A 24,740-nucleotide genomic window follows, 5' to 3' on the forward strand; every position below is an offset into this window, starting at 1 on the left:
GTCATCATTGGGCAAAAAAACCGTTCGTTTAATACGCATTTTGATACAAATATGACACTCCAGCAGATGCAGGTAAGGAACAAACATTACCCATTATTGACGTTGATAAGCTATTGTAAACTTAGCACAAAAAGTAGACGTTTAAATATGAACAGACTAGGATTATTGGCTTTGGTAGCAAAGTAGAGCTGTGATCTATCATAGTTGGTCTTAGTCATGATGTGAAAAATGAACTTTGCGTCAGACTTGTTTAACGTTTAATGCGTCATTTTCTAACGCTTAATATGGCCCTTAACGAATTAGAGATAAATAAAAAATTGGCGTTAAATTTTATAATAACAAAACCTTAAAATTTCATAGGCTTCTCGGGTTTTGATAAAGTCATCTGCACAGCCGCCTTTATCAGGGTGATTAATGAAAACTTTTTTTTGGTAAGCCTGACGTATCTTAGACCAATCCACACCTTGATTTAGTCCTAAAGTCGTCAGAGCATCGCCAACCTTATCTACTGCCTGATATTTTTGCCAAAAACTATCAAAAAGTGATTCAACCTCTTCAACAGTGATGTTATTCAAATTAGACCAGTCCAAATAGTAGTGGGCCAGATCATTATCGCGCGTGGTCAGGGAATTTTTAACGCCAGCGCAATGTGGCATCAGACAAATTTCTAAAGGAAAAATTGTCAGTGAAAAACCCTCTGTTTGAATATCATGTTGAATTTGATACAGCGCATTCATAACAAAAAAATTCTTTTGGAAAATGGCTATCTGAGGAGCGACATCCGTTAGAATAAGCGAAAGAAAGTCTTGTTCACAAAGCTTCACCAAATCAAGCAGAGAGCAGGAACTTTTCTGCTCTCTTAAATATCTCAGTATCGAAATAATTAAAGGATTGGTCATAGTTTTAGTTCCTTTTCTATTTATTGCACACATATGACTGTCAGCTGGCACAGTACAAGCTAGCGTTTACTGGTTAGAGTCAAGAGTATCATGCTCGCTCTTAAGCAAACCATAGCAATTATGAGGATGTCAGGTCAAAATAGTACTAACTCTTAAGCTTTTCAGCTCAGCCAAAATATCCGCTGTTAGCCAATAGAAGACTATTTTATCAACATATAAAAGAGCGCTTAATATACTTTCTAATGACATGCTTTATTTAAACAATAAAAAATTTTCAACAACACTTATACACACGCCATACATTAATAAATGCTGTGATAGCTATAGATTTTGAGTTAACTTATTAAGTCTTCAAGTAAGCGTTAATATCAAGAGTGGCGTGATTATAAATTTTTATTTGTAATCAATAAGTAAGTAATTAATAAGTAATCATTATGAATCTGACTGATATTAGAATAAAAGCTAACCTGCTTAAAAAGCAGACTATTATAGTGTATTATGTTTCTCGTGATCCACGACTACCTGTGCATATTAAAATATTAGCAATATTAATTGCAGCTTACGCATTAAGTCCTATCGATCTTATCCCAGATTTTATACCCATAATAGGCTTATTAGACGACATTATTATTATTCCTCTTGGTTTGGCTTTAATAATAAAACTTACGCCTTCACATATCATCGACAATGCAAAGCGACAGGCTGAATACGCAGAAAAAAGGCCAATAAGTTACACAGCCGCTGTTGTATTCATTATTATTTGGCTTACCATCCTATATATATTTGGGCGTTGGTTTTATCACTTAATATCAAACAATTAAACTAATTAAACGTGACGTTTTAGAGCGCAAGCATATTAGATATAATCTAAATCCACGATATCATAAGAATGAGTCATGAGTGCAATATGGTAGTAGCCTGCTTTTTTAACACAGCTAAAAATGTCCACTAATAGCGAGAAGCCCACATTACGTTTAATGGCTGTAATGGCCACTTCTACGTCTAATATAGTGGTCAGTGGTAGTTTTTTCAGGTGAAACAGAAGAAGAATTTGAAGAGTGATTAAATCTTTAAGAAGCAGCGTAATTAAACTGTGTGGGTTGTTTTAAATACTCTCCTGTTAAAGGTGCTAAGTCGAATTATTTACTCAAGTGAGGTAATGGAATACAAGCTTCATCACTTTATGAAAGTACTAGAGAAGACAAGCGTGGATAAATTTCAGGCAGCCACGGGGCAAAAAATTCAGTTCTAATTGATGAAGTTAACTCTCTTAGCGCGCTAAGAGAGTGTTATATGGATGGTCCAAAAATAGCGGGCATAGTTTATTCACCAGATGATTATGATGCTAAACCAGATGTTCGAGTATGGAGGAAAAAATTATTCATGCAAACGAACATGATTTCTTGGGGTATTTGCGTAGAGCACTAAAAAAGCTTAACTATTCATGTAAGATTATTTATTTGAATATAGAAAGTTTTTTGAGTGAAACTCAACTAAAGGGATAGCATACCCCTTTAGTTACTCCCTGTTTATTCTTTGCTTAAAAATCAACTTACCGCTTGAATCCGTTTTATCTGGTTGTTTACATCAGATAAATTTCCTGTTTTAATCCAAACTTTTGCGCCATTACTTCTTGCCGTTACTGCTAGTGTGTCGCCTAACGGTAAACGCATCCAGCTATGCTTTTGCAGTAAATCATTTTGTGCTTGTAATTCCCCGGCTAATACTAATACCTCTGCACCTTCAGGAACTGATAAACTTATTTTTGTATTCGGTTCAAAATAATAAACCGACACTTCTTCATGTTTGTCTTTGTATAAAGGGGTAATAGATACGCCAACTGTTTGCGAAGGAATCGCTGACATTTTATTTATCTGGAGGCGAACATGGGTTCTATCTTCAGGTTGAAACTGCCACAATTTTACAAAAATAATACAGCCGTTATCAGAGCGTGGCGTATGACTAGATTGCGGAGGATTTCGAACATACGAGCCGATAGGGAAATCTCCACTTTCATCTTGAAATACACCGTCAAGTACAACAAACTCTTCGCCGCCGGTATGAACATGAGGAGAAAATTTACTGCCTTTTGCGTATCTTACTATGCTGGTTGCTCTAGCTACCTCGCCACCCACTCTATCTAGAGGTTTTCTTTCAACGCCTGGCATGGGTGAGGCTAACCAGTCTAATGAGGCACTATGAACAACGGCTCTTTGCGTAAAATCATCAAAAATTCCCATCAGTAAATCCTAGTTAAAAAAGAGTAAAGGGGAGCGAGTCGTTAATGCCATTAAAGCGGTTAAACAACTCGCGATATAGTTTTATTTAAGGCTTGGTCGGTCTTGTATCTTTGCACGCCATGCAAGTAAATGTGTATATTGACTTGGCACGGTTAGTTTACCAAAATCAGCAAAAGCAAGACCTGCGAATAAGGTGATATCAGCCATCGTAAATTCGTTACCGGCGACATACGGCGTGGTACTTAATACGGTATTAAAATATTTAAAACCGGCCAATACATTTTTAGCTTGTTTATTGCCCCATGCTTTATTTTGGTCTATTTCAAGATCGGGTCCTAAACCATCAGTTGCATGATGAAAATAAGTAGCGGCAGCATCAAGTACCATAAATTCAGCTCTGCGTTGCATCATGCTAATAACAGCACGCTCTTTAGCAGACGTTCCTGTTAATGAAATGCCGGCAAATGTGTGATCGATATATTCAATAATAGCTGAACATTCAGAAAGATAAGTACCATCATCTAATTCGAGTACTGGAACACCAGCAGCTGGATTTTTTACTAGGAAAGCATCACTTCTATGCTCAGCGTTCATTACGTCAACAGGAACAAAAGTAACCTGGTCTAGCGCATTTTTTTCAGCTAAAGCCATTCGAACACGAAGTGGATTAGGAAAACCTTCAACATCATATATTTTCATTTTTATTTCCAATTAATGAGTGTATTTAAATAAGCATTATTTTATTTACTACCAATTTACTTAGTTTTATATCTAACAACCAAGCTGTCTATCTATTGGTAGGTAGCTTGGTTGTTTTTATATCAATTGTCAAATGTTAACTTATAGCTAAATGTAGCTGCTAGTGCGTTGTAAAATAAATTGCTTTTAAATTGCACGTCAGTTAATATTTATCTATCAGTAGGTAGGTTAGAGGTGTTGATGAATGAGGTATTGATGAATAAAAAGCGCGTAATTATTGTTGGTGGTGGATTAGCTGGTTTGTACACAGCGTTTCAGTTAGAACAGTTAAATATTCCCTATGTGCTTTTTGAAGCGAAAGATGTTTTTGGTGGGCGCATTCATAGCGAACAGCCTAAGGTAAATAATGATGAGTCATTATTTCATGATCTTGGCCCAACATGGATATTTCCGCATCATTATCGTATGAAAGCATTGGCGGCTAATTTGCAGCAAAATTTATTTCATCAACATATTGCTGGCGCGGTTGTTTATCATGAACATACGAATATAGCACCTAAAATCATTAAAAATGGCCAAGGGCCTTTATTGCATCGTTTAGAAGGGGGGCTATATAAACTCATTTTGGCTTTGCAAGCTAAGTTATCAAAAAGTAACTATCAGCTTAGTTCTCAAGTGGATAGTTTAATAAAGATCAATGACACTTGGCAAGTGACAGTGAAAAATACAAAAGATGCTTCGGTGGTTATTCACGAAACCGACAATTTAATATTAGCCTTACCACCCAGACTTATTCATGAATACTTAATGCCTGCTCATTGGGCGAGTGAAGCGTTAACAAAAGCGTTAGTGGCTGTACCCACTTGGATGGCAAACCAAGCAAAGTTTATAGCGACTTATAATAAACCTTTTTGGCGAAACAATGGCTTGGCAGGACAAGCATTTAGTCGCGTTGGACCTATGATAGAAATTCATGATGCCTCAGCAGCAGATCAGCAGGGTTTTGCATTGTTTGGTTTTATTGGACTTTCATCCCAAGCCATAAAAAGTGTTTCTATTGAACATTTAAAAGCCCAGTGCGTTAATCAGCTTAAGTTATTGTTTGGCGAAGCAGCCGAGGACTATGAACAGTGTTATTTAAAAAGTTGGGGTAACGATGTCCATGTTGCCACAGATAACGACAGAACAGAGCCACCGGCGCATCCTGATTTTCATATAAAGCAATTTTCTCAGGAGTTATCGTCATTAAATTTATATTTGGCAGGTAGTGAGTTTTCTGAGCAAGACGCGGGTTACCTTGAAGGCGCGATTAACGCCGCTGATACAGCGATTAGTTTATTGAAAAAAGAAGTCTTGTTTACAAGTCACTAAAATGGACAAGCATCTTAGTGGTATCAATTTAGCGAAATTATTAAGTATTTGAATAAAATGACTTAGTCATTGATAATGGCTGAGATTATTGAGTAATTAACACCAGCAGCAACCTTGTCTGCTTATATCGCTAATATGGGCCTTAAAGTTACTCAATAACTTCATTATTTACTTAACCTCTCAGATAGCATTTATTTATGAATAAAAAATCTCAAATACTCACATTAGCTGAAAACAAAGTAAGGTCTGGCGGCTACGGTAATTTTAGCTTTAGAGAGCTTGCCGATGAAATCGGCATTAAAAGCTCAAGTGTGCATTATTATTTTCGCACGAAAGCTGATTTAGCTGCAGAATTAGCCCATCAGTATACCGATGTGTTTTTAGCATCACTAAATGATGAGAAAGCAAAGCAACCAGAGAGTAGTGCGATTAAGCTCTATATTAATATGTTCAAAGCGGCATTGGAAAAAGATAACCAAATGTGCTTATGTGGTTTATTAGGCGCACAGTTAGACGCCTTACCAGAGCAAGTAAAAAGTGAAATTAAACGTTTTTTTGAATTGAATATAAACTGGTTACAACAAAGATATATTGAAGAAAAAGACATGACAGTAGCAAGTGCCAAAGCTAAAGCTATTCAGTTATTAGCCTCTTTAGAGGGTATGATGATTTTATCTAAAGTATTAGATGATAAAACGGCTTTTGATAATATTCAAGATTATCTTTAACCGCGTATTCTTACAAACTATGCTGTTTAGGCGAAGTTGTTAGACAATATTTACCTAAGCTATGTGTCATTGTTGTGCCATTATTGTGGAATGGTTATCGCATTAAGCCATATTAGAAAAACACCTAAATCTCATTTTTATGTTCGATCACATTAGTCCGATCAAATAAGTCCACTGACATAAGCCCATGAATAGCCTAGACGAAGCTAAATCTATATAAAATTAATCCCAAAAAACAGGGTCAAAGCGAAACAAAAATAATTCAGCCAATGCTTGTGTAAACACATTTGGCAGTCGCAGACAGTGAGTCTCTAATTTACTCAAACACACAGGTAATAGTTGGCTAGGTTTCGTTTAGCTAGACAATTTTAGTCAACTATAACTTAGCCAACGATAACTTAGCCTGCTATTTAGGTGTTGAGCAATATAAGGACGCAGATATGAAGACAGATAAAGTTGCTGAGAATTTTAGCGATATAGAAGGGGCAACGGTTGTTATTACGCATAGAGTGCGTGAGGGCAAGCATGCCGATTACGAAAGTTGGTCTAATGAAATTGCGCCGCTTTGCAAAGCCTCAAAAGGGAATCTGGACTGGCACATCGTCCGTCCAATTTCTGGACTGACCGGAACCTACACAATTATTATCCGATTTGACACTCGAGCACATTTACAAGACTGGATGGAGTCGCCGACTCGCTCTCGTCTGATTGACAAGGTTCAGCCGTTATTAGTCACTGGCGATGATTTTTTTATCAGTAGTGGACTAGACTTCTGGTTTACCCCAGAAAGAGCTAAAGCTAAAGTACCCGTACGCTGGAAACAGTGCATAGTGACATGGTCTGCCATTTACCCTTTAGTGCTTGGTGTGCCGATAGTCATTGCACCCGTGCTGCAACTATTACACTTTCCCGATAATCACTTTATAACTACGCTTGCAGTAACAGGTGTCATCGTTTTTCTCATGGTTTATTGGATCATGCCTCGTTACACACGATTTATCCAGCGATGGCTATTCAGTTGAGGCACACTTGTAGCCCAACAACAACGTGCAGATAATAGTTTTTTCTACGCTTTCTTCGGCAAATCGCGGCTGAAATGGGATTTTTTCACTACTAAGAGAGATTTTTTTGATGGAATTTAAAATATTCGGTCTTTTTATCATTACAGCTTTAACTGAAATTATGGGTTGTTATTTACCGTATCTTTGGTTGCGTGAAGATAAGTCAATTTGGTTATTGGTTCCAGCGGCTCTGAGCTTGGCCGCATTTTCGTGGTTGCTTTCTCTGCATCCTGAGGCCGCTGGTAGAGTTTATGCAGCCTATGGTGGTGTTTATATTTTTATGGCTATTTTATGGTTATGGGTTATAGAAGGAATTCGCCCAACAGCATGGGATTTAGTGGGTTCAGGAGTAGCACTTCTGGGTATGGCTATTATTATGTTTGCCCCCCGCACGTCATAACAATTAAAAAATGTAAACTGTGCGGCTGTTTCAGCGCTGATATAGCGAGAAAATCTTAACGTTATTAGGGTGTCTAAAAAAGGTTTACCCCAGATACAGCCACTTGAAAATAAACGTTTTTAGAGACTAAATACAATCCAAAAATGACTACGACTTAGGCTTTACAGTGGCTAAAGTATCACCATCAAATAGTTAACGTTATTTGGTATTTAATTTTCTGTAGAAATAGTAACCTAATTAATATAGTTAAATTGTGATTTTAAAATTTGTGAAGCCTTAAAAATTATTCTATTTTATAAGTCTGTTATAAGTCTTCATTTTGTTTTAAAAATGAAAAATTTACAAGTGAGATAAACATGTCAAAAAAATTAGATAGTGATATCCCTCAAGAAGCATTTGACTGGTACGACGAATATGCTCATGGAGGAATGGATCGCAGAGCCTTTATGGCAAAATTAGGTACTTTGGTTGCTGTTGGTTATTCCATGGCCTTATTAACATCCACACTGATGCCTAATTATGTCTTAGCCGAACAAGTCTCTTTTAATGACGCTGAAATAAAAGCAACCTATGAGACCTTTGATTCCCCAAATGGTTACGGCAAAGGCGCTGGCTATTTAGTCACGCCAACCAATAAAACAGGCACTTTACCCGTTGTTTTAGTTATTCATGAAAATAGGGGACTGAACCCATACGTAAAAGATGTCACTCGTCGGCTGGCTAAAGCGGGTTATCTTGCCTTTGCTCCAGATGCTCTGTTTACACTAGGAGGATATCCTGGGAATGACGATGAGGGTAGAGCAATGCAAAAAACCATGGAGCGTTCTAAAATACAACAAGATTTTGTTGCAGCAGCAAAATTCATCAAGAAGCATGACAGAAGTAACGGGAAACTCGGTGCTGTTGGCTTTTGTTTTGGCGGCTACATAGTTAATTATTTAGCTGCGATTGAGTCTGATCTTATTATTGCTGGAGTACCTTTTTATGGCACACCTGCACAAAGTGAGTTAAGGAAAAATATTAAGGCTTCGTTACTTATTCAGCTTGCTGAACTTGATGAAAGAGTTAACAAATATTGGCCTGAATATGAGAACGACTTAAAAAAGGTAGGAGCCCCTTATCAAATGCACATGTATAAAAATGCCCAACATGGTTTTCATAATGACTCTACTGGGCGCTATGATAAAGAAAGTGCAGACCTTGCATGGGATCGTACATTAGCATTTTTTGCTGAAAAACTAGTTTAAAAATGCTTCGTTGGAGGATACAAAAGTAAGGGATAACGTCAGTTTTTTGGGTGATTAATAAGGGCGTAAATGATCACTTTGGGGTGTTTTTGACAGCCAACGTTGATTTTACTCAGCTCTTTATAACTTAAATAACTATAGCCTCAGATAATTTAACAGCATAATAGACCTCTACATCAAGATAACATCAGCTATTTTCCACTTACAATGATGGGGTAAATGCGTTATATCTATAGGCTAGTGATGGTAAAATATGATGTTTGTAAATTTAACTATTGGGTAACTGAAATAAAAATGATAAAAGTACTTATTGAGCGTGTACTCGCTGACGATATGGAAAGCACATACGATTCTGAAATTCGTAAAAGTTTAACCGCAATAATGACGGCAAAAGGTTATATTTCCGGCGCATCATACCGCAACATTAATAATCCTAATATTAGAACGATTATCACCAACTGGGATAATGTGGCTTGTTGGAATCGTTGGCATAAGTCAAAAACACGTCGTGAAGTTAATAAGGCGATTATTTTAATGCTAATACAAGACGAAAAAATTAAAGTATTAATATCGCAGTCATAATTTTTCTGCTAACGTCTGCAAAGCGCTCAAGAGAGTCATTGTTGGGACGATTTTGAACACCAAAAAACGACTGCTTTATCGCAATAGTTATGGTTAACTCTCCCTCCAAAGGCAGCGAAATTGCCTCAGGTTTTGAGACATTTAAAATCGGCATTAAGTTTCAGTGCTTTCTGATATAGATAAAGCATGGTCTATTTCAACAGCGAAATATTCAATTGTGCTTTCTAAATTTGAATGTCTAAGCAATAGTTGGCTCGCGGCTAAAATTTTTGCTTGAGCGTAAATTAGTGATGCTTTAGCTCTTCACAGAGCATGTATTTTATACTGGGTTATATCTAAGCCTATAGTGGACACCCAGTAGTTAACTATATTTGTATCATAGTGATAGCAGATATGTTTCCTAATTTCTTTTGACCAACAGCTTTACCTTACGCCAAGTAGGGATTATTTAATCCTATTGACGTGCAAAAATGAAAAGGTGAGGTTTATAAATAGGGATACTCATTATTCAATTGTGTATGTAAAGGCGTTGCTATTAATATATGGCACCTCTAATTTACTGATCCCTGCATCTTCAAGTAGTTTCGGTATAAAAATATAAAAATATAAAAATATAAAAATATAGTAATAGAGCAGAAAATGCAATGCATGCGGAGAAAGAGCAGCGTTGGGTTGGTTTCAAAAATTATTTTTTTGCGATCTGTTCTAATAAAAGTTATTCAATGATGGTTTCGGAGAAAATAATAATGTCAGAAATAAATAAGTTTTCAAAAACAGTCACTTTAGACGAATCACAACCTGCTTCACAAGCCATGCTTTATGCTATTGGTTTGACAGAAGAGGACATGAAAAAAGCACAAGTGGGTATCGTTTCTACAGGATGGGAAGGCAACCCCTGCAATATGCATTTAAATGATCTTGCTAAAGAAGTCAAAAAAAGTGTCATTGCTGCTGATTTGGTGGGATTAATCTTTCACACCATAGGGGTGAGTGACGGTATTTCAAACGGAACGGCAGGCATGAAGTATTCCTTAGTTTCTCGTGATGTAATTGCTGATTCTATTGAAACGGTTGCCGGTGCTCAATATTATGATGCTATGGTGGCAATCGTTGGCTGTGATAAAAACATGCCCGGGGCAATGATGGCCTTGGCGCGTGTTAATCGTCCAGGTATATTGGTTTATGGCGGCTCTGTTAAAGCGGGAAAATGGAAAGGTGAAGACTTGAATATTGTCTCTGCTTTCGAAGCTTATGGAAAAAAATTACAGGGCGTTATCTCTGATGAAGACTATAAAGGTGTGATTCAAAATGCGATCCCAGGAGCGGGCGCTTGTGGTGGAATGTACACCGCAAACACTATGTCTTCAGCGATTGAGGCTTTAGGGATGAGCCTGCCTTACTCTTCGTCTAATCTAGCGGTGAGTGAGGAGAAAAAGATAGAAGTGACCAAAGTGGGTGATGCCATTAAAAATCTACTGGAAAAAGACATAAAACCACAAGATATTATGACCAAAAAAGCGTTTGAAAATGCTTTAAGAATGATCATGGTTTTAGGCGGCTCTACTAACGCAACTTTGCATATGATAGCCATGGCGCGAGCCTGTGGTGTTGATTTAGGTTTAGATGATTTCCAAGCTATGGCTGACAAAACGCCATTGTTGGCAAACTTAAAGCCCTCAGGTGAATACTTAATGCAAGACTTACATGCCATAGGCGGGATCCCTGCGGTAATGAAGTATTTATTGGCTGAAGGTTTGTTGCATGGTGATTGTTTGACCGTTACAGGGCAAACCATTGCAGAAAACTTAGCTGATTTACCTGGCCTGCCAGCAGTTCAAGATATTATCAGACCTTTAAGTAACCCATTAAAAGCAACGGGTCACTTACAAATTCTTTATGGAAACTTGGCTTCTGAAGGCTCAGTTGCCAAAATTACAGGCAAAGAAGGCGAAGTATTCGAAGGTCCAGCAAGAGTTTATGAAGATGAATTCGCGGCAATAAAAGGTATTGAAGACGAAGTACAAAAAGGAGAGGTTATCGTTATCCGTTATTCTGGGCCCAAGGGAGCGCCTGGAATGCCTGAAATGCTAAAACCAACGTCAGCAGTAATGGGGGCGGGTCTTGGCAAAGACGTAGCACTAATCACTGATGGTAGATTCTCTGGAGGTTCTCACGGCTTTGTTGTTGGACACGTTACCCCTGAGGCTTCAGAAGGCGGATTGATTGCTTTGGTGCAAAATGGCGACATTATCCGTATTGATGCAGTGACGAACAAGTTGGAACTGAAAGTAGACGAGGCTGAAATTGCCCAGCGTAAAGCCGCATGGATAAAACCGGCTTATAGAGCTACCAATGGTGTATTACGAAAGTATATTGCCACGGTAAAATCTGCATCGCTAGGGTGTGTTACCGACGAAATAGACTAACAGAGCCCGTTTTCAGAGCCCGCTTTGATTTTGCATTCTGTTGTGATGCTATCAAAGCGGTCAAAGTTCTGAGATTAAGTTTCCAGCGAAAAATCTCCCGACACTATACGTGACTGTTTAGTCGACACACTAGGCTGTATAGTGCCCGCGCTGCGTTTACCTGAATGCAAAAGCACCTCAGTCTGTCTAGTTTTAACCACTAAATAGTCAAGATAAACCATAGGGTAGGCGGTGTCTGAAGATTTTATTTGCTATTGAATAACTTGCCTGATAACTGCATTGATTATACTAGATATCAATGTGGTTAAAATATCATCCTCATACATTGCTTTGAACTTATCGACGATTTATCTGAACCTCATACTTTTAACGTAAAATTATGAGGTTTTACTGTCCGTTGAGGTCAAACGTGTTTAACTAATTTTGGCAAGAAGTTAGATTATTTACCCTGTTGATCACCAGCAATACTTAAAATAGGAATTTCAACGCCAAAAATATTTTTATTTGAGACACCAAAATTATCAGACGAGTCCATAACTTCAAGCAATAACAAGCGAGAAATATTGAATGTAGTTAATAACTCTTCATCCCATTCTTGGCTGTGTATATTAAACAACACGGTACGCGATGGCTTTATTGCTTCAGTGCGGTGTTCTTTTTTGTTGGTTAATTTTGATAATATATAACTATCAAGGGTATCAAATGCTAATTCATCGTTTTCAGCACGAGCTGGGAACCTGCTACATTGTCTAAAATCCAGCGTATTTTAGCGGCCGAAAAATAAGGATCAATTAACAAGCCAGTTTTTCAGAGATTAATGTTTCTATATTATCGCTTTTGAGTTGTTGACAGTAATCACTGAGGCAACGATCTTGCTAAACTATAGCTAGATAAATGGGTATGCCAGTGTTGCGATTTCATATCAATGTAGTTTTAGGTGATTTGTAATGCCAATCGCTTTAATCGTATCAGTGCTATTATCAAGGGCAGCAATAACATTTTTACAGGTATTTTCTACTGTGCGCCAAATATCATCAGGGTCATGTCCAACCTTCAATCCAGCCATCATTGGGAAAATGTTGTAAAACTCCTTTTGAGCAGAATGTTCACTTCGGCCATCACGGTTAAATAATATAGCCCGAGAGCTGGTAGTGCCTTGATCAATTGATAGAATATAGTCAGTCATGCAAATCCAGTGATGTTATTGTTCGGTGTTAAATGATGTTAAAAAACGTTAACTTATGTTCGTTAATGTTCATTTATATTAGCCGTATATGTTTTATCCATTATTTACAACAGGATAAATAATATTATCAGCTAAATTTATTTGCTAATGTCATTCATCCTGTCAGAATAGTGACTAATTGTTACGTTAACTTAAGTTTTGATTAAAATTAACATAGTTGCTTTAATTCAAACGAATCAAATAATCCAAAAGTATAAATTAAATGAACCAACAACAACGCCAAGCGTTAATTATTGAGAAGATTCAAGAGCATGGTTTTGTAACCATTGACGAGCTGGTTGAACATTTTAAAGTAACACCTCAAACAGTGCGCCGTGATCTTAATCAACTTGCTAAAGCACAGAAAATTTCACGTCATCATGGTGGTGCGGGTACTGAATCGAGTACGGTGAATACTGATTATCAAACACGAAAAATTACCGATCTTCACTCAAAAGAAAAAATTGCTGCTGAGTTGGTGCAAATGATTCCTAATGGCGCATCGCTTTTTATTAATATTGGTACCACAATCGAAACTATTGCCCGAGCGTTACTAAACCATAAAGGTTTGCAGGTTGTAACCAATAATTTAAATGTTGCCTCAATACTTGGCGCTAAAGAAGACTTTACAGTAGTTATTGCCGGTGGCGAAGTTAGACACAGAGATGGTGGTGTTATGGGGGAGGCCACAGAAGACTTCATTAAAAAATTCCGGATGGATTTTGGTATTATTGGTATCAGTGGTATCGATTTAGATGGTTCATTATTAGATTTTGATTATAGAGAAGTCAGGGTAGCTCAAGCCATTATCGAGAATTCACGTCAAGTACTGTTAGCGGCTGATCAATCAAAATTTGGTCGCAACGCTATGGTACGCTTAGGTAACATTAGCCAAGTAGATCATTTTTTTACTGATGCGACACCACCGGATGAAATAAAACAAATTCTTGTCGACCATAAAGTCACTTTGCACTTAGTATAGTTTTGCATTTAATTTATGCTACCTGAGATCATTAATTAGGGTATAAATTTTTCCATTAAGTGTTGTCAAAGTAAGAAAGTTTATTTTTAACAAGGGTCTATGTCAGTTGAGCTGAGAAATATTCAACAACTATTTTAATGATTAACTACTGAGGAAATTTTTACTGCAATTTCTTGAGTAATATCATTATTTAAGAAATTGCATTATTCATTTAAAAGTCAATATTTTCCAATCCAATTACCGCTACTTTACTGATATTTTCCCCTCACTTTTATATAGTTCAATATAACATTAGTCTTTAATTAGCATAATTTAATAGGCAGATAGTGTTGAAATATATTAAGGCCAACAAGAAAAACTTCATTTAATAAGCCATTATCTAGATAACAGCCTGTCTCTATTATTAATCTCTTGTTTTATAAAACCTATCGAACAAACAGATGATCTAACATTAGCTTTACTTCTTTTATTAATTATCAAGTAGTTATTAAAAGAAGCAATAATAAATGTTCGTAAATGTTCGCTTTGTGTTGATATTATTTCTTTTTAAAGGTATTGTCAACAAAACAACATTGTATTATCAGTGGATTTAGCCAGTGAATTTAGCAATAAGAAAGTTAGAAGCTACGTCAGATTCTTCCTTGCGGCAATTAAAGAGGACAATATGAAAGATCAAAGTGTTATTTATGACTTACTCGTTATTGGTGGTGGAATCAATGGAACAGGCATTGCTGCTGATGCAAGTGGTAGAGGTCTAAATGTTTTACTTTGTGAAATGAATGATCTTGCCTCATCAACCTCATCAAACAGCAGTAAACTTATTCATGGCGGCTTACGCTACCTTGAGCATTACGAGTTTCGCTTAGTTCGTGAAGCGCTTGCTGAGCGTGAAACCTTATTAAAAAATGCGCCTCATATTATATGGCCTTTACGTTTTCGCTTGCCTCATCGCCGTCATTTACGCCCTTCATGGATGATCAGAATTGGTTTGTTTATGTATGATAACTTAGCTAAACGCGCTACCTTGAAAGGCTCGCATGGTATCAAGTTTGGCAAAAACAGCCCAGTTATTGACAGCATAACTAAAGGCTTTGAATATTCTGACGCTTGGGTTGATGATGCTCGTATGGTGGTGCTTAACGCGATAGCCGCTAGAGATAAAGGCGCAAATATTATGACACGCACTCGTTGCTCTAATGCTAAGCGAGTAAATAATATTTGGCAAGTAACCCTTCATGATAATTTAACGGGGCAACAGCAAACTGTTAAAGCTAAAGCTTTAGTTAATGCGGCAGGTCCATGGGTGACTAGCTTTTTTGATGACGCATTGAAAACACCTTCTCCGAAAAAAATTCGTTTGATCAAAGGTAGCCATATCATTGTGCCGCGTATTCATAATGAACCTCAGGCATATATTTTACAGAACGAAGATAAACGCATCGTTTTTGTTATTCCTTATGAAGATGACTTTTCTTTAGTCGGTACGACAGATATAGAGCATATTGGCGACCCAGCAACAGCTTGTATTTCAAAAGAAGAGAGTGACTACTTAGTGTCGATAGTTAATGCTCATTTCAAGCATCAAATAACCACTGAAGATATTGTTGCCACCTATTCAGGCGTAAGGCCTTTACTTGATGATGAATCAGATTCAGCCGCCGAGGTAACACGTGATTATACTTTTGAAGTAGATGCTCCTGACGGTAAAGCACCATTATTGTCAGTATTTGGTGGCAAGATCACAACCTATCGTAAATTATCTGAAGCGGCAGTTGATGGCATTATTAGTCATTTTCCTAAAGCGGGTAAAAGTTGGACAGCCGATGCTGCACTTCCAGGTGGTAATTTTGACACTCAACACAACCTACAAACTAGCCTTAAACGTCAATATAATTGGCTGCCGCGAAAAATAATTAATCGTTATGTTCGCTCATATGGCACCTTGAGTCATGAAATTTGTGCTGGTATTAGCTCAATGGATGAAATGGGCCAAAACTTTGGTGCTGGCCTTTATCAACGTGAGGTGGAGTATTTAATAGCACAAGAGTGGGCCGTTGACCTTGAAGATATTATCTGGCGACGCAGCAAATTAGGTTTGCACTTAACCCAAGTAGAAAAAGATACATTAGCAAGCTTTCTTGTAGCTTCTACTGACAGCTTGAAAGTCTTGTCAAAGCAAAATTCCCTATCAGAAAAAGTATAGCTATTTTACCTCCTATCTAAAACGATATCACTGACCTTGGCTGTTTCAGTAAGCTAAGGTCAGTGATAAAAATTAAAAATTAAAAATTAAAAATTAAAAATTAACAGCAGAGATTAATGTAAATTATTTAGCTGTTTCATTTGTTTGCAGTCCAGATGATTTACATCAGACTGCTTTTGTATACTTAATAGTTTTGCAATAAATAAAAGGCTCTGTTCCTGTTAGCTGTTATCCCTTAATATCATCTTAGTTTCACCAATATATTAACAGTGCATCACATTATTATGATTTGCAGATAAAGTGTCTTTACATGGCTACTGTCATTAACAAAACATTACGGTTTTACACCAGTCAGCGCTCTTTTTTCTAACGCATCAATTCTATCTTCTATTGGTGGGTGAGAAGTCCATAAATGGGTAAAGCCTTGCTTTTTTTTTTCACCGATACCAAAAGCGGCCAATTGCTCAGGTAGTGCTTCAGGTTCTTTTTGAGCTAAACGCTTTAAAGCACTGATCATATTTTGATGACCCGCTAAATCAGCACCACCTGTATCTGCTACAAATTCACGTTTTCTAGAGAAATACATCACAATAACGCTGGCGAGTATCGATAATAGAACTTGCGAGATAAGAACCGTAACAAAGTAACCAATACCATGTCCGCGATCATTTTTTAAGATAACTCTGTCAACTACATGGCCAACAAGGCGAGACAAAAACACAACAAAGGTATTCACCACCCCTTGAATTAACGTTAATGTTACCATGTCACCATTCGCAATATGGCTCATTTCATGACCAAGTACTGCTTCAATTTCACCCTGGGCCATATTATCAAGGAGTCCTTGAGATACAGCGACTAATGCATTGTTTTTAGTTGCTCCTGTAGCAAAAGCATTCATTTCATTTGAAGGAAAAATAGCGACTTCAGGCATTTTTATACCAACAATATTGGCTTGCTTTTCTACCGTTTGTATTAACCATTTATTAATGTTGGTTGTAGGTGCTGTAATAACAACTGCACCCGTCATTCGCTTCGCCATCCATTTAGAAATGAATAATGAGATAAACGAACCACCAAAACCAATAACACCTGAAAGTATCACTAAGGATTGGATATTTAAATCGGAGCCATTTTCTGCCAATATACTATCAACACCTAGCAGTCTTAATGTGACACTTAATACCAACATAATAGCAATGTTCGTAAGTAAAAAGAGAAAAATTCGTTTCATTATAATTCCTAAAGTTGAATGTTCAGATACATTATAGTATCAATGCTGAGATGAGAAAATTTACTCAAGTATTTGTGTGTTAAATCAGGTGATGAATGTGTAAAAGAAGATTAACTTGAATATTTACATCGACCATGAAAATTGTAATAAACCATAACTCAGACGGTGTAAAAACGTTTTGATCACTTTTTCGAATAAGCACAGAATACTTATGATTAATCTCAATACAATTCAATAACCCACTATATATTTAGTCTAATATTCAGTAAGTTAATTGATTCTATAGTAGATTTATGTTAGGTCATATTAAAGGTTTATCTCGCTCCCAAGTAATATTTCTTCTGAAATACTTGATAACTTTTTTTCTAAAGAAACCCCGGTCAGAGTAATAGACGTATTTGTCGATAACTTAGATCTAGAGCGCCTTGGCTTTAAAAGAATAAAAGGGTCGGTGACAGTTGATAATTAGTCTCATTTGATTGTTGTTTACTTTTAAATAATAACAATATCATATATTTAAACTAAACCTGTATTGGCTGTTATTTTTATGGTTAGTATCCTATGAATCAACTTAAATAAATAAAGTGATGATTATGAATTACAAAACTGTAGGAATACATATAACCAAAAAAAATAGAAAGTATTTTGTGGCTGAAATTAATAATCACAAAATTAAATTAGAATCAGATGCTATCAGAGAAAACTAGAATTAGGTGAGCAGTCACTTTTGGTGGAAGATATTAGTATCCGCAATAAATACGGGTCAAATGACAAATATAAACTAGCAACTACTATAGACAAGCAAAAATGTACTGACATTTACTTTTTCAAAAGTACGGTTAGTATGAAATATTGGACCACAGACACTAGCGAAAAATCAGTTTTTAGACTTAGTGTCCTTAATGAACTTCTAAACCAACAACGAGAGTAAAAATTATGGAATATAAGAACAATCATAATAAATGAAAGATATGACTATATTAGCCTTCTCATATAATGAGGCTATGTAAAAAAGTGTATTTAAATAAAGTGATTCAATCGAGGTAAGAAATGTGTGGCTAACTCTATTTATATTTAGCCAGCTGAATTGGAATAGAGCTAGTATTCTTTTTCTTTACAGCGATTTATTTAAAAAAATATAGTTGGGTACGCATCGAATCAATGGTTAGTTTAAGTTCAGTTTTGTTGACTTTACATTGCTATATTAAACTATGTTTTTATTTTCTTAATTGGGTTATTATTTCAACATAGCGTTTGAAATATAGGGTAAATACCCCTTTATATATTCCCCAAAAAAAACTACAAGTTGTTGATTTTATTAGGGTGTAAATACTCAAGAATGAATAGGTAATGGAAAATACAATGACTTATAATATGTTGAATTTAAAGGAAATAAAGTCTATCCTCTTTGTCTGTATGGGCAATATTTGTCGTTCGCCAAGTGCAGAAGCGGTTTTTCGTCAGAAATCACAAGCGCTCTCATTAATCATAGATTCAGCTGGGATCCTTGGTTCACATGCCCGTGAAAAACCTGATCACCGAGCACAAAAAGCGGGTATTGCACGAGGATATTCCTTTGATAAAATTAAGGCGCGTAAAGTTACTGAACAAGATTTTGAAAATTTTGACTTGATATTAGCGATGGATAAAAAAAACGTTCAAGATTTAATGAAAGTCGCGCCTGAAGGTCTTCAGTATAAAGTACAGTTATTTTTAGATTATGCGGAAAATGTTGAGGATCAAGAGGTACCAGATCCTTACTACGGTGGTGCTAAAGGCTTCCAGTTTGTTTTAGATTTAGTAGAAGATGCCAGTGACGGACTAATTAAACGCCTGATAAGTGCATAAAGGCATTTTAAGCTGAGCTTGAATAACCTTTAAGTATTAATAGCTGTGTTATGCCTATGTTATAAAATATTGCCTACTTGTGCTGGTTAAGCTACACCACGGCAGCGCTGCTCTCAATCACAATAGGCAGCTATTTCTTTTGCCTTGATTTATTTTCACTTCGTACAACAAGATCACAAACTTAATGACATTGGCATTAAGTAATTTGCAGACAGATAACTAGAGATAACTAGCTAAAATAGAAAACCAAAATACTAAAATACAGAAATTAAAAAGCCAATTGCGTAATGCAATTGGCTTTTTTTTAGCCCTTCAGATATTTATCCTGAAGATTAGTGGGTAACTTAACTAAGTGTTGGTTTAGTTGGACCCGCTGAATTTCGGCTAGTAACATTAGAAAAAAGTGCTGATTTTCCTGACTTAATATGCACTGTTCTCTGCTCATTCGCTACAAAGTCACGAGGAATAGTGCCATCACTAACAACAGTTTCTGGCTTAGTCATTGGCGCCGATGCTTTACCTGATGTTTTACTTGCTGCCGCTTTAACTTTACGTTTAATGTTTTTTACTTTAGCACGTACTTTCTTAGGTTTTTCATCAAGGGTTACTGGCTTATCTTCAGTAGAGGCTGCAACGCTATCTTCAACAGTTGCTGCAACAGCATTTACAATTGCTGGCGTTTCTACTTCAGTTTTTGCTACTAAAGGCTCTGGTGCTATTGTTGCAGGTTGTTCGATAGAAACTTGTTCTTCTATCTTAGCCTCTACTACAGGTGCCTCAGCTTTTTGGCTGTTAACTTCTTCAGTAGTGTCAGTATTTTCTACTTGTACTTCAGCGGTTGACGCTACTTCATTAACGGTTGATGTTGCTGCTTCGTCCGCTACGTTTGCTGTTTGCGTATTAACAGTTACATCAGCTTTAATAACGACTGTTTCAGGCTCATCAAAAGGTAAGTTTTGCTGAACTTCATTTTCTGTGTCATTAATCACTTGTGTTAATGCGTCTGCTTGTACCTTTTGAACTTGCTCAACACTAGGTGCTGTCTCAGATACTTCAGCCGTAGCATTAGCGTCATTAACATTACTACTAGACTCAACAGATTTTTGTTCTGGATAACGAGCCGTTACTGGATCTTCAGTAATTTCACTCTTAACATCGCTTGCCTCTGCATTTTGTCTACGACGTTGGCCGTGGGCACGCATATGGCGAGGAGAACGTCGGCTTCTTGGGCGTTGTTCTTCTTTTACATTGTTAGTTGCTTGTTCGACAGTGGCGTTATCAACATTATCAGTCGCATCTGCTACGGTTGAGTTATCAACTTTACTAGTCTCAACTTTACTAGTCTCAACTTTACTAGTTTCAACAGTATTGTGTTTAGGTGTCGTGTCTTGAACTAGGCTAACATCAGCTGCAATATTCTCAACATGCGTATTGTTTTTAACATCACTATTAACCCGCACTTTTTGGCGAATATTACGACGTTGACGACGCTCAGTTAGTTTGTCTTCTTTAGGTTTTTGTACGCGTTCTTTTTGAGGCTTAGCTGTTGTTGCAGGTGCCACAGGCGATGTAAGTGTTACATTGCTTTGGCTATTTGCATTATTGTCATTGGCCTCTTGAGATTTACGTTTGTCATTGCGAGAATCGTTGCGACCTTCATTACGAGAGTCATTATGGCTTTCGTTACGGTTTTCGTTACGTCCTTCATTACGGTTTTCGTTGCGAGAATCGTTACGATTATTGCGGCGCTGACCTTGACGAGCTCTTTGAGGGCGACGTTCACTACTTTTAGTGTTGCTCTCTTGAGGTTTTTTCGGTTCAGGTTTAATTTCTTCTTTTTCTTCTGCGGCAAAAAGAGACTTAGCCCAAGACACAATACCAGCAAGTAAGCTTTTTGTTTCAGCTTGTTTTACTACAACAGGCTCTGCAGGCTCTTGCTTTTTCGGGGCTTGTTTAGGTGAAGACATACCTTGAAGTAGCGGTTCATCACGTTTGTTGACTTCTTTATCAAATTTAGGCATCACAGCTTCTTCAGATGCTGCTTGTCTAATCATTACATCGTAGCTGGCTTCTTCGATACCTTCGTCATTTCTTACACGAATAACTTCATATTGTGGCGTGACCATATTCGGATTTGGGATAATAAGAATATTGACGCTGTGTTGTTTTTCAATATGAAATACTGAGCGGCGTTTTTCATTTAATAAATAGGTTGCAACAGGTACAGGAACTTGTGCTTGCACTTGTTGTGTGTTGTCTTTAATGGCTTCTTCTTCCATTAAACGTAATATTGATAATGCCAATGACTCAACGCCACGAACATGACCAGTACCACTACAACGAGGACATACACTTTGGCTAATTTCACCAATAGAAGGACGTAAACGCTGACGTGACATTTCAAGCAAGCCAAAACGAGATATGCGACCTAACTGAATGCGAGCTCTGTCTTGTTTCACTGCATCGCGCATTCTATTTTCAACTTCACGTTGATGACGAACTGGGGTCATATCGATAAAATCGATAACCACTAAACCACCTAAGTCACGTAAGCGTAATTGGCGAGCAATTTCTTCAGCGGCTTCTAAGTTAGTATTGAATGCTGTTTCTTCGATATCACTGCCTTTAGTTGCTCGGGCAGAGTTAATATCAATTGAGGTCATTGCTTCTGTTGGGTCAATAACGATTGAACCACCAGAAGGTAAACGCACTTCGCGTTGAAAAGCTGTTTCTATTTGCGTTTCAATTTGATAATGGGTAAATAAAGGTACGTCATTGCTGTAAAGCTTAACTTTACTCAAAAAGTCTGGACGCACAACTTCAATGTGTTTTTTAACACTTTCAAATATTTTAGGGCGATCAATCAATACTTCGCCAATATCACGACGTAAATAATCGCGAATAGCACGTAAAATAACGTTAGTTTCTTGATGGATTAAAAACGGTGCAGGACGGCTTGCGCCGGCTTCTGAAATAGCATTCCAATGGTGTAATAGAACGTTTAAATCCCATTCAAGTTCATCATATTCTTTACCGACACCTGCGGTACGAACAATTAAGCCCATGCCCTTAGGTAGAGTAAGCTTACTTAATGAGGTTTTTAAGTCTGTGCGCTCATCACCTTCAATGCGACGTGAAATACCGCCAGCGCGAGGGTTGTTTGGCATCAGTACTAAATAACTACCGGCAAGACTAATAAAAGTAGTTAACGCAGCGCCTTTTTGGCCACGTTCTTCTTTATCAATTTGCACGATAACTTCTTGGCCTTCACGCAATACTTCTTTGATATTAGGACGGCCTTGAAAGCTGTAACCTTTAGGGAAGTATTCACGCGCGATTTCTTTCATAGGTAAGAAACCGTGACGATCAGCGCCGTAGTCGACAAACGCCGCTTCTAATGACGGTTCAATACGGGTGATTTTGGCTTTATAGATATTTGATTTTTTTTGTTCGTGACCAGGACTTTCGATATCTAAATCATAAAGTTGTTGACCATCGACAAGCGCTACACGCAATTCTTCTGATTGTGTAGCATTAATTAACATACGTTTCATAGTTTGTGTGACTCATTTTAGTCACAACACACCATTGCTTAGAACACAAAGTAACCTATCGCTATGGTAACAGCAACTTGTCAGCCTCACGGGTGTCAATCTTACTACGCCATATTACGTAGCAAGCTGTTAAAAATTCTGATTGTCTAATATAACTGAGGTGTTTGACACCGCAATAAAATTGATTCTTTATGTGCTCAGCCTGTGTGCTGTGCGCAACAGAAAATTAAGTGCTTCGTTAATTTTAGTTCGATATTATTATCGTGTTTTCTAATAATTTAACGGTTGAAAATGTGACTTATTTTTTCTGTTTAATTACATAATTGCTTTAATTGCGCTGGACAATATGTTTATGCGTTATTTTTGACAAGTTACACGCGTCAAATTCGCAATAGGCCTTACTTTTAATATCTCAACAATGATGTTTGATAAAATTGTTTCATACTAACGTGGCCGCATACTTGCCTCTTACGTCTCGCTTAAAGCATCCTTTTTACTTGTTACTGCTAATATGTAGCAATAACCATCTTATTATCACACTTTATTTATGGATAAGGCAATTAAATCCTCGTTTTAATTGCCTGTACTTAGAAAAAAATATGTTAAACTGCGAACAATTATGGTTCCTAGTAAAACAGATATGACTGATAGCCCAAAAGCGCCTAGCAAAATAGATATAACAGATACCCCAAAACCTCAAGTTAGATTTTTCACTGTAGACAGTGAAGATGCGGGTCAGCGTATCGACAACTTTTTAATGAAAACATTAAAAGGTGTGCCAAAAAGTATGTTTTATCGCCTGTTACGAAAAGGCGAAATACGTGTTAATAAAAAGCGTACCAAGCCTGAGTACAAGTTAGTTGATGAAGACATTATTCGCGTTGCTCCTATTCGTGTGTCGGAAAATACTAATACAGTGTCTACACAATTAAATGTTGTTGCTAACTTAGAGAAACAAATACTCTTTGAAGACGAGCGTTTAATTGTTATCAATAAACCTTCTGGTATGGCAGTACATGGTGGTAGTGGATTAAGTTTTGGTTTAATTGAAGCACTTCGAGCTTTGCGACCAGATGCGCGAATGTTAGAACTAGTGCATCGACTTGACCGAGATACTTCCGGTTGTTTAGTTGTCGCAAAAAAACGTTCAGCACTACGACACTTGCATGAACAACTTAGAAATAAAACCGTACAAAAGTATTATCACGCTTTGGTTAAAGGCCGTTGGTCGAGTAAATTAACCCGTGTTGCGGAAGGGTTAAAGAAAAATGACTTAAAGTCTGGTGAACGTGTGGTGGTGGTAGATAATATTAATGGTAAAGAGTCAGAAACCCGTTTTAAAGTAATCCAACATTATAAAAATGCCACGCTTGTTAGAGCCTTTCCAGTCACAGGGCGAACTCATCAAATTCGTGTGCATTGTCAAACCAAAGGCCACTCGATTGCTTGCGATGCAAAATACGGCCATGAAGATTTCGATCACGAAATGAAAAACTTAGGTTTGAAACGCTTATTTCTCCATGCGGCGAGTATCGAATTCATTCACCCATTAAGTAATGAACGTATAAAAATTGAAGCACCGTTAGAACCATCGCTAGAAAAATTGTTAAAAAAATTAACTAAAGCGGATGTTCAATAAAAGTACCTAAAAAATACTGAGCTGTTGCGTGAAAGCTCAGTATTAATGTGCCAGTTATGGCATAAATAAAAATATCATTGTTTAAACTTAAAACTCTTCAATAAATTTTGTTCTAGGGTTTTAAGTTTTGCTAAGACGATGAGCTTTTTATTTTTAGGGTGCAATGAATAATAGCTTTATTAGCTTTATTTAGGGTGAGCATAATAAAACCTTATGGATCTAATACACCAAACAAGCTAAATGCCATTGCTAAAACATTGTTGGTAACTTTTAGAGTATCTAGTGGCTCGACCATACTTAAAGTCACCATCTTTTATGCCTGGTATCTATCCATTTTTTTTGATGAAAAAGTGGAACACTTAATGAATCAAATTGCTATTAGAGATGAAGCACCTAAAGTAT

Annotated in this window: 19 protein-coding genes; 12 read left to right on the plus strand and 7 right to left on the minus strand. The window is 37.0% G+C overall.

Annotated features, from left to right (window positions below):
• Positions 1–323: 323 nt before the first annotated feature.
• A complete protein-coding gene (locus H4J61_RS15235) occupies positions 324–899 on the minus strand; it encodes a DNA-J related domain-containing protein (RefSeq protein WP_182185918.1) in 576 nt (191 codons plus the stop codon).
• Between the two features lie 434 nt (positions 900–1,333).
• Between H4J61_RS15235 and H4J61_RS15240 the strand changes: the two genes are divergently transcribed.
• Entirely contained in the window at positions 1,334–1,720 is a 387-nt protein-coding gene (locus tag H4J61_RS15240; RefSeq protein ID WP_182185920.1) for a YkvA family protein, read from the plus strand.
• A 726-nt stretch (positions 1,721–2,446) separates the two neighbouring features.
• Here the strand turns inward: H4J61_RS15240 and H4J61_RS15245 are convergent.
• Both H4J61_RS15245 and H4J61_RS15250 read right to left on the minus strand, forming a co-directional pair.
• The gene (locus tag H4J61_RS15245; protein WP_182185922.1) at positions 2,447–3,139 is read right to left on the minus strand and encodes a cupin domain-containing protein; all 693 of its coding nucleotides are present in this window, start codon (positions 3,137–3,139) and stop codon (positions 2,447–2,449) included.
• 81 nt (positions 3,140–3,220) lie between these two features.
• A complete protein-coding gene (locus H4J61_RS15250) occupies positions 3,221–3,838 on the minus strand; it encodes a glutathione S-transferase (protein WP_182185925.1) in 618 nt (205 codons plus the stop codon).
• Positions 3,839–4,078: 240 nt separating this feature from the next.
• Here H4J61_RS15250 and H4J61_RS15255 point away from each other — a divergent pair, with 240 nt between their 5' ends.
• From H4J61_RS15255 to ilvD, 7 genes are all read left to right on the plus strand, one after another.
• Positions 4,079–5,209: an FAD-dependent oxidoreductase gene (locus tag H4J61_RS15255; RefSeq protein WP_182185927.1), complete on the plus strand. Its 1,131-nt coding sequence runs from the start codon at positions 4,079–4,081 to the stop codon at positions 5,207–5,209.
• Between the two features lie 197 nt (positions 5,210–5,406).
• Positions 5,407–5,937 (plus strand): TetR/AcrR family transcriptional regulator, encoded by a 531-nt coding sequence (locus tag H4J61_RS15260; RefSeq protein WP_182185930.1) that lies wholly within the window; start codon positions 5,407–5,409, stop codon positions 5,935–5,937.
• A 440-nt stretch (positions 5,938–6,377) separates the two neighbouring features.
• The gene (locus H4J61_RS15265; protein WP_182185932.1) at positions 6,378–6,959 is read left to right on the plus strand and encodes an antibiotic biosynthesis monooxygenase; all 582 of its coding nucleotides are present in this window, start codon (positions 6,378–6,380) and stop codon (positions 6,957–6,959) included.
• Positions 6,960–7,068: 109 nt separating this feature from the next.
• Positions 7,069–7,398: a YnfA family protein gene (locus H4J61_RS15270; RefSeq protein WP_182185934.1), complete on the plus strand. Its 330-nt coding sequence runs from the start codon at positions 7,069–7,071 to the stop codon at positions 7,396–7,398.
• 356 nt (positions 7,399–7,754) lie between these two features.
• On the plus strand, positions 7,755–8,645 hold the full coding sequence (locus tag H4J61_RS15275; RefSeq protein ID WP_182185936.1) for a dienelactone hydrolase family protein: 891 nt from the start codon (positions 7,755–7,757) through the stop codon (positions 8,643–8,645).
• 219 nt (positions 8,646–8,864) lie between these two features.
• Entirely contained in the window at positions 8,865–9,227 is a 363-nt protein-coding gene (locus H4J61_RS15280; protein ID WP_182185939.1) for an antibiotic biosynthesis monooxygenase, read from the plus strand.
• A gap of 746 nt (positions 9,228–9,973) precedes the next feature.
• Positions 9,974–11,653, plus strand: coding sequence for a dihydroxy-acid dehydratase (gene ilvD / locus H4J61_RS15285; RefSeq protein WP_182185941.1), 1,680 nt, complete (start codon positions 9,974–9,976; stop codon positions 11,651–11,653).
• Between the two features lie 439 nt (positions 11,654–12,092).
• Here the strand turns inward: ilvD and H4J61_RS15290 are convergent, their stop codons facing one another.
• Both H4J61_RS15290 and H4J61_RS15295 read right to left on the minus strand, forming a co-directional pair.
• Positions 12,093–12,413: an FGGY family carbohydrate kinase gene (locus tag H4J61_RS15290; protein WP_182186068.1), complete on the minus strand. Its 321-nt coding sequence runs from the start codon at positions 12,411–12,413 to the stop codon at positions 12,093–12,095.
• Between the two features lie 162 nt (positions 12,414–12,575).
• A complete protein-coding gene (locus H4J61_RS15295; protein ID WP_182185944.1) occupies positions 12,576–12,839 on the minus strand; it encodes an FGGY family carbohydrate kinase in 264 nt (87 codons plus the stop codon).
• A 262-nt stretch (positions 12,840–13,101) separates the two neighbouring features.
• Here H4J61_RS15295 and H4J61_RS15300 point away from each other — a divergent pair, with 262 nt between their 5' ends.
• Both H4J61_RS15300 and glpD read left to right on the plus strand, forming a co-directional pair.
• On the plus strand, positions 13,102–13,860 hold the full coding sequence (locus tag H4J61_RS15300; RefSeq protein WP_182137772.1) for a DeoR/GlpR family transcriptional regulator: 759 nt from the start codon (positions 13,102–13,104) through the stop codon (positions 13,858–13,860).
• A gap of 664 nt (positions 13,861–14,524) precedes the next feature.
• Positions 14,525–16,063, plus strand: a complete 1,539-nt coding sequence (glpD, locus tag H4J61_RS15305; protein ID WP_182185946.1) for a glycerol-3-phosphate dehydrogenase — start codon at positions 14,525–14,527, stop codon at positions 16,061–16,063.
• A 334-nt stretch (positions 16,064–16,397) separates the two neighbouring features.
• Here the strand turns inward: glpD and htpX are convergent, their stop codons facing one another.
• Positions 16,398–17,297, minus strand: a complete 900-nt coding sequence (gene htpX / locus H4J61_RS15310; RefSeq protein ID WP_220461284.1) for a protease HtpX — start codon at positions 17,295–17,297, stop codon at positions 16,398–16,400.
• Positions 17,298–18,659: 1,362 nt separating this feature from the next.
• Between htpX and H4J61_RS15315 the strand changes: the two genes are divergently transcribed.
• Positions 18,660–19,145 carry a low molecular weight protein-tyrosine-phosphatase gene (locus tag H4J61_RS15315; RefSeq protein ID WP_259363371.1) on the plus strand — a complete coding sequence of 162 codons (486 nt, stop codon included), beginning with the start codon at positions 18,660–18,662 and terminating at the stop codon, positions 19,143–19,145.
• Between the two features lie 344 nt (positions 19,146–19,489).
• Here H4J61_RS15315 and rne read toward each other — a convergent pair whose 3' ends face one another.
• A complete protein-coding gene (rne, locus tag H4J61_RS15320) occupies positions 19,490–22,699 on the minus strand; it encodes a ribonuclease E (protein ID WP_182185949.1) in 3,210 nt (1,069 codons plus the stop codon).
• Between the two features lie 640 nt (positions 22,700–23,339).
• On the opposite strand from rne, the gene rluC reads away from it, so the two are divergent.
• Positions 23,340–24,338, plus strand: a complete 999-nt coding sequence (gene rluC, locus H4J61_RS15325) for a 23S rRNA pseudouridine(955/2504/2580) synthase RluC (RefSeq protein ID WP_182185951.1) — start codon at positions 23,340–23,342, stop codon at positions 24,336–24,338.
• Positions 24,339–24,740: the final 402 nt, after the last annotated feature.

It is taken from the genome of Colwellia sp. MB3u-4 (assembly GCF_014077065.1).
Taxonomy (GTDB): Bacteria; Pseudomonadota; Gammaproteobacteria; order Enterobacterales; family Alteromonadaceae; genus Cognaticolwellia.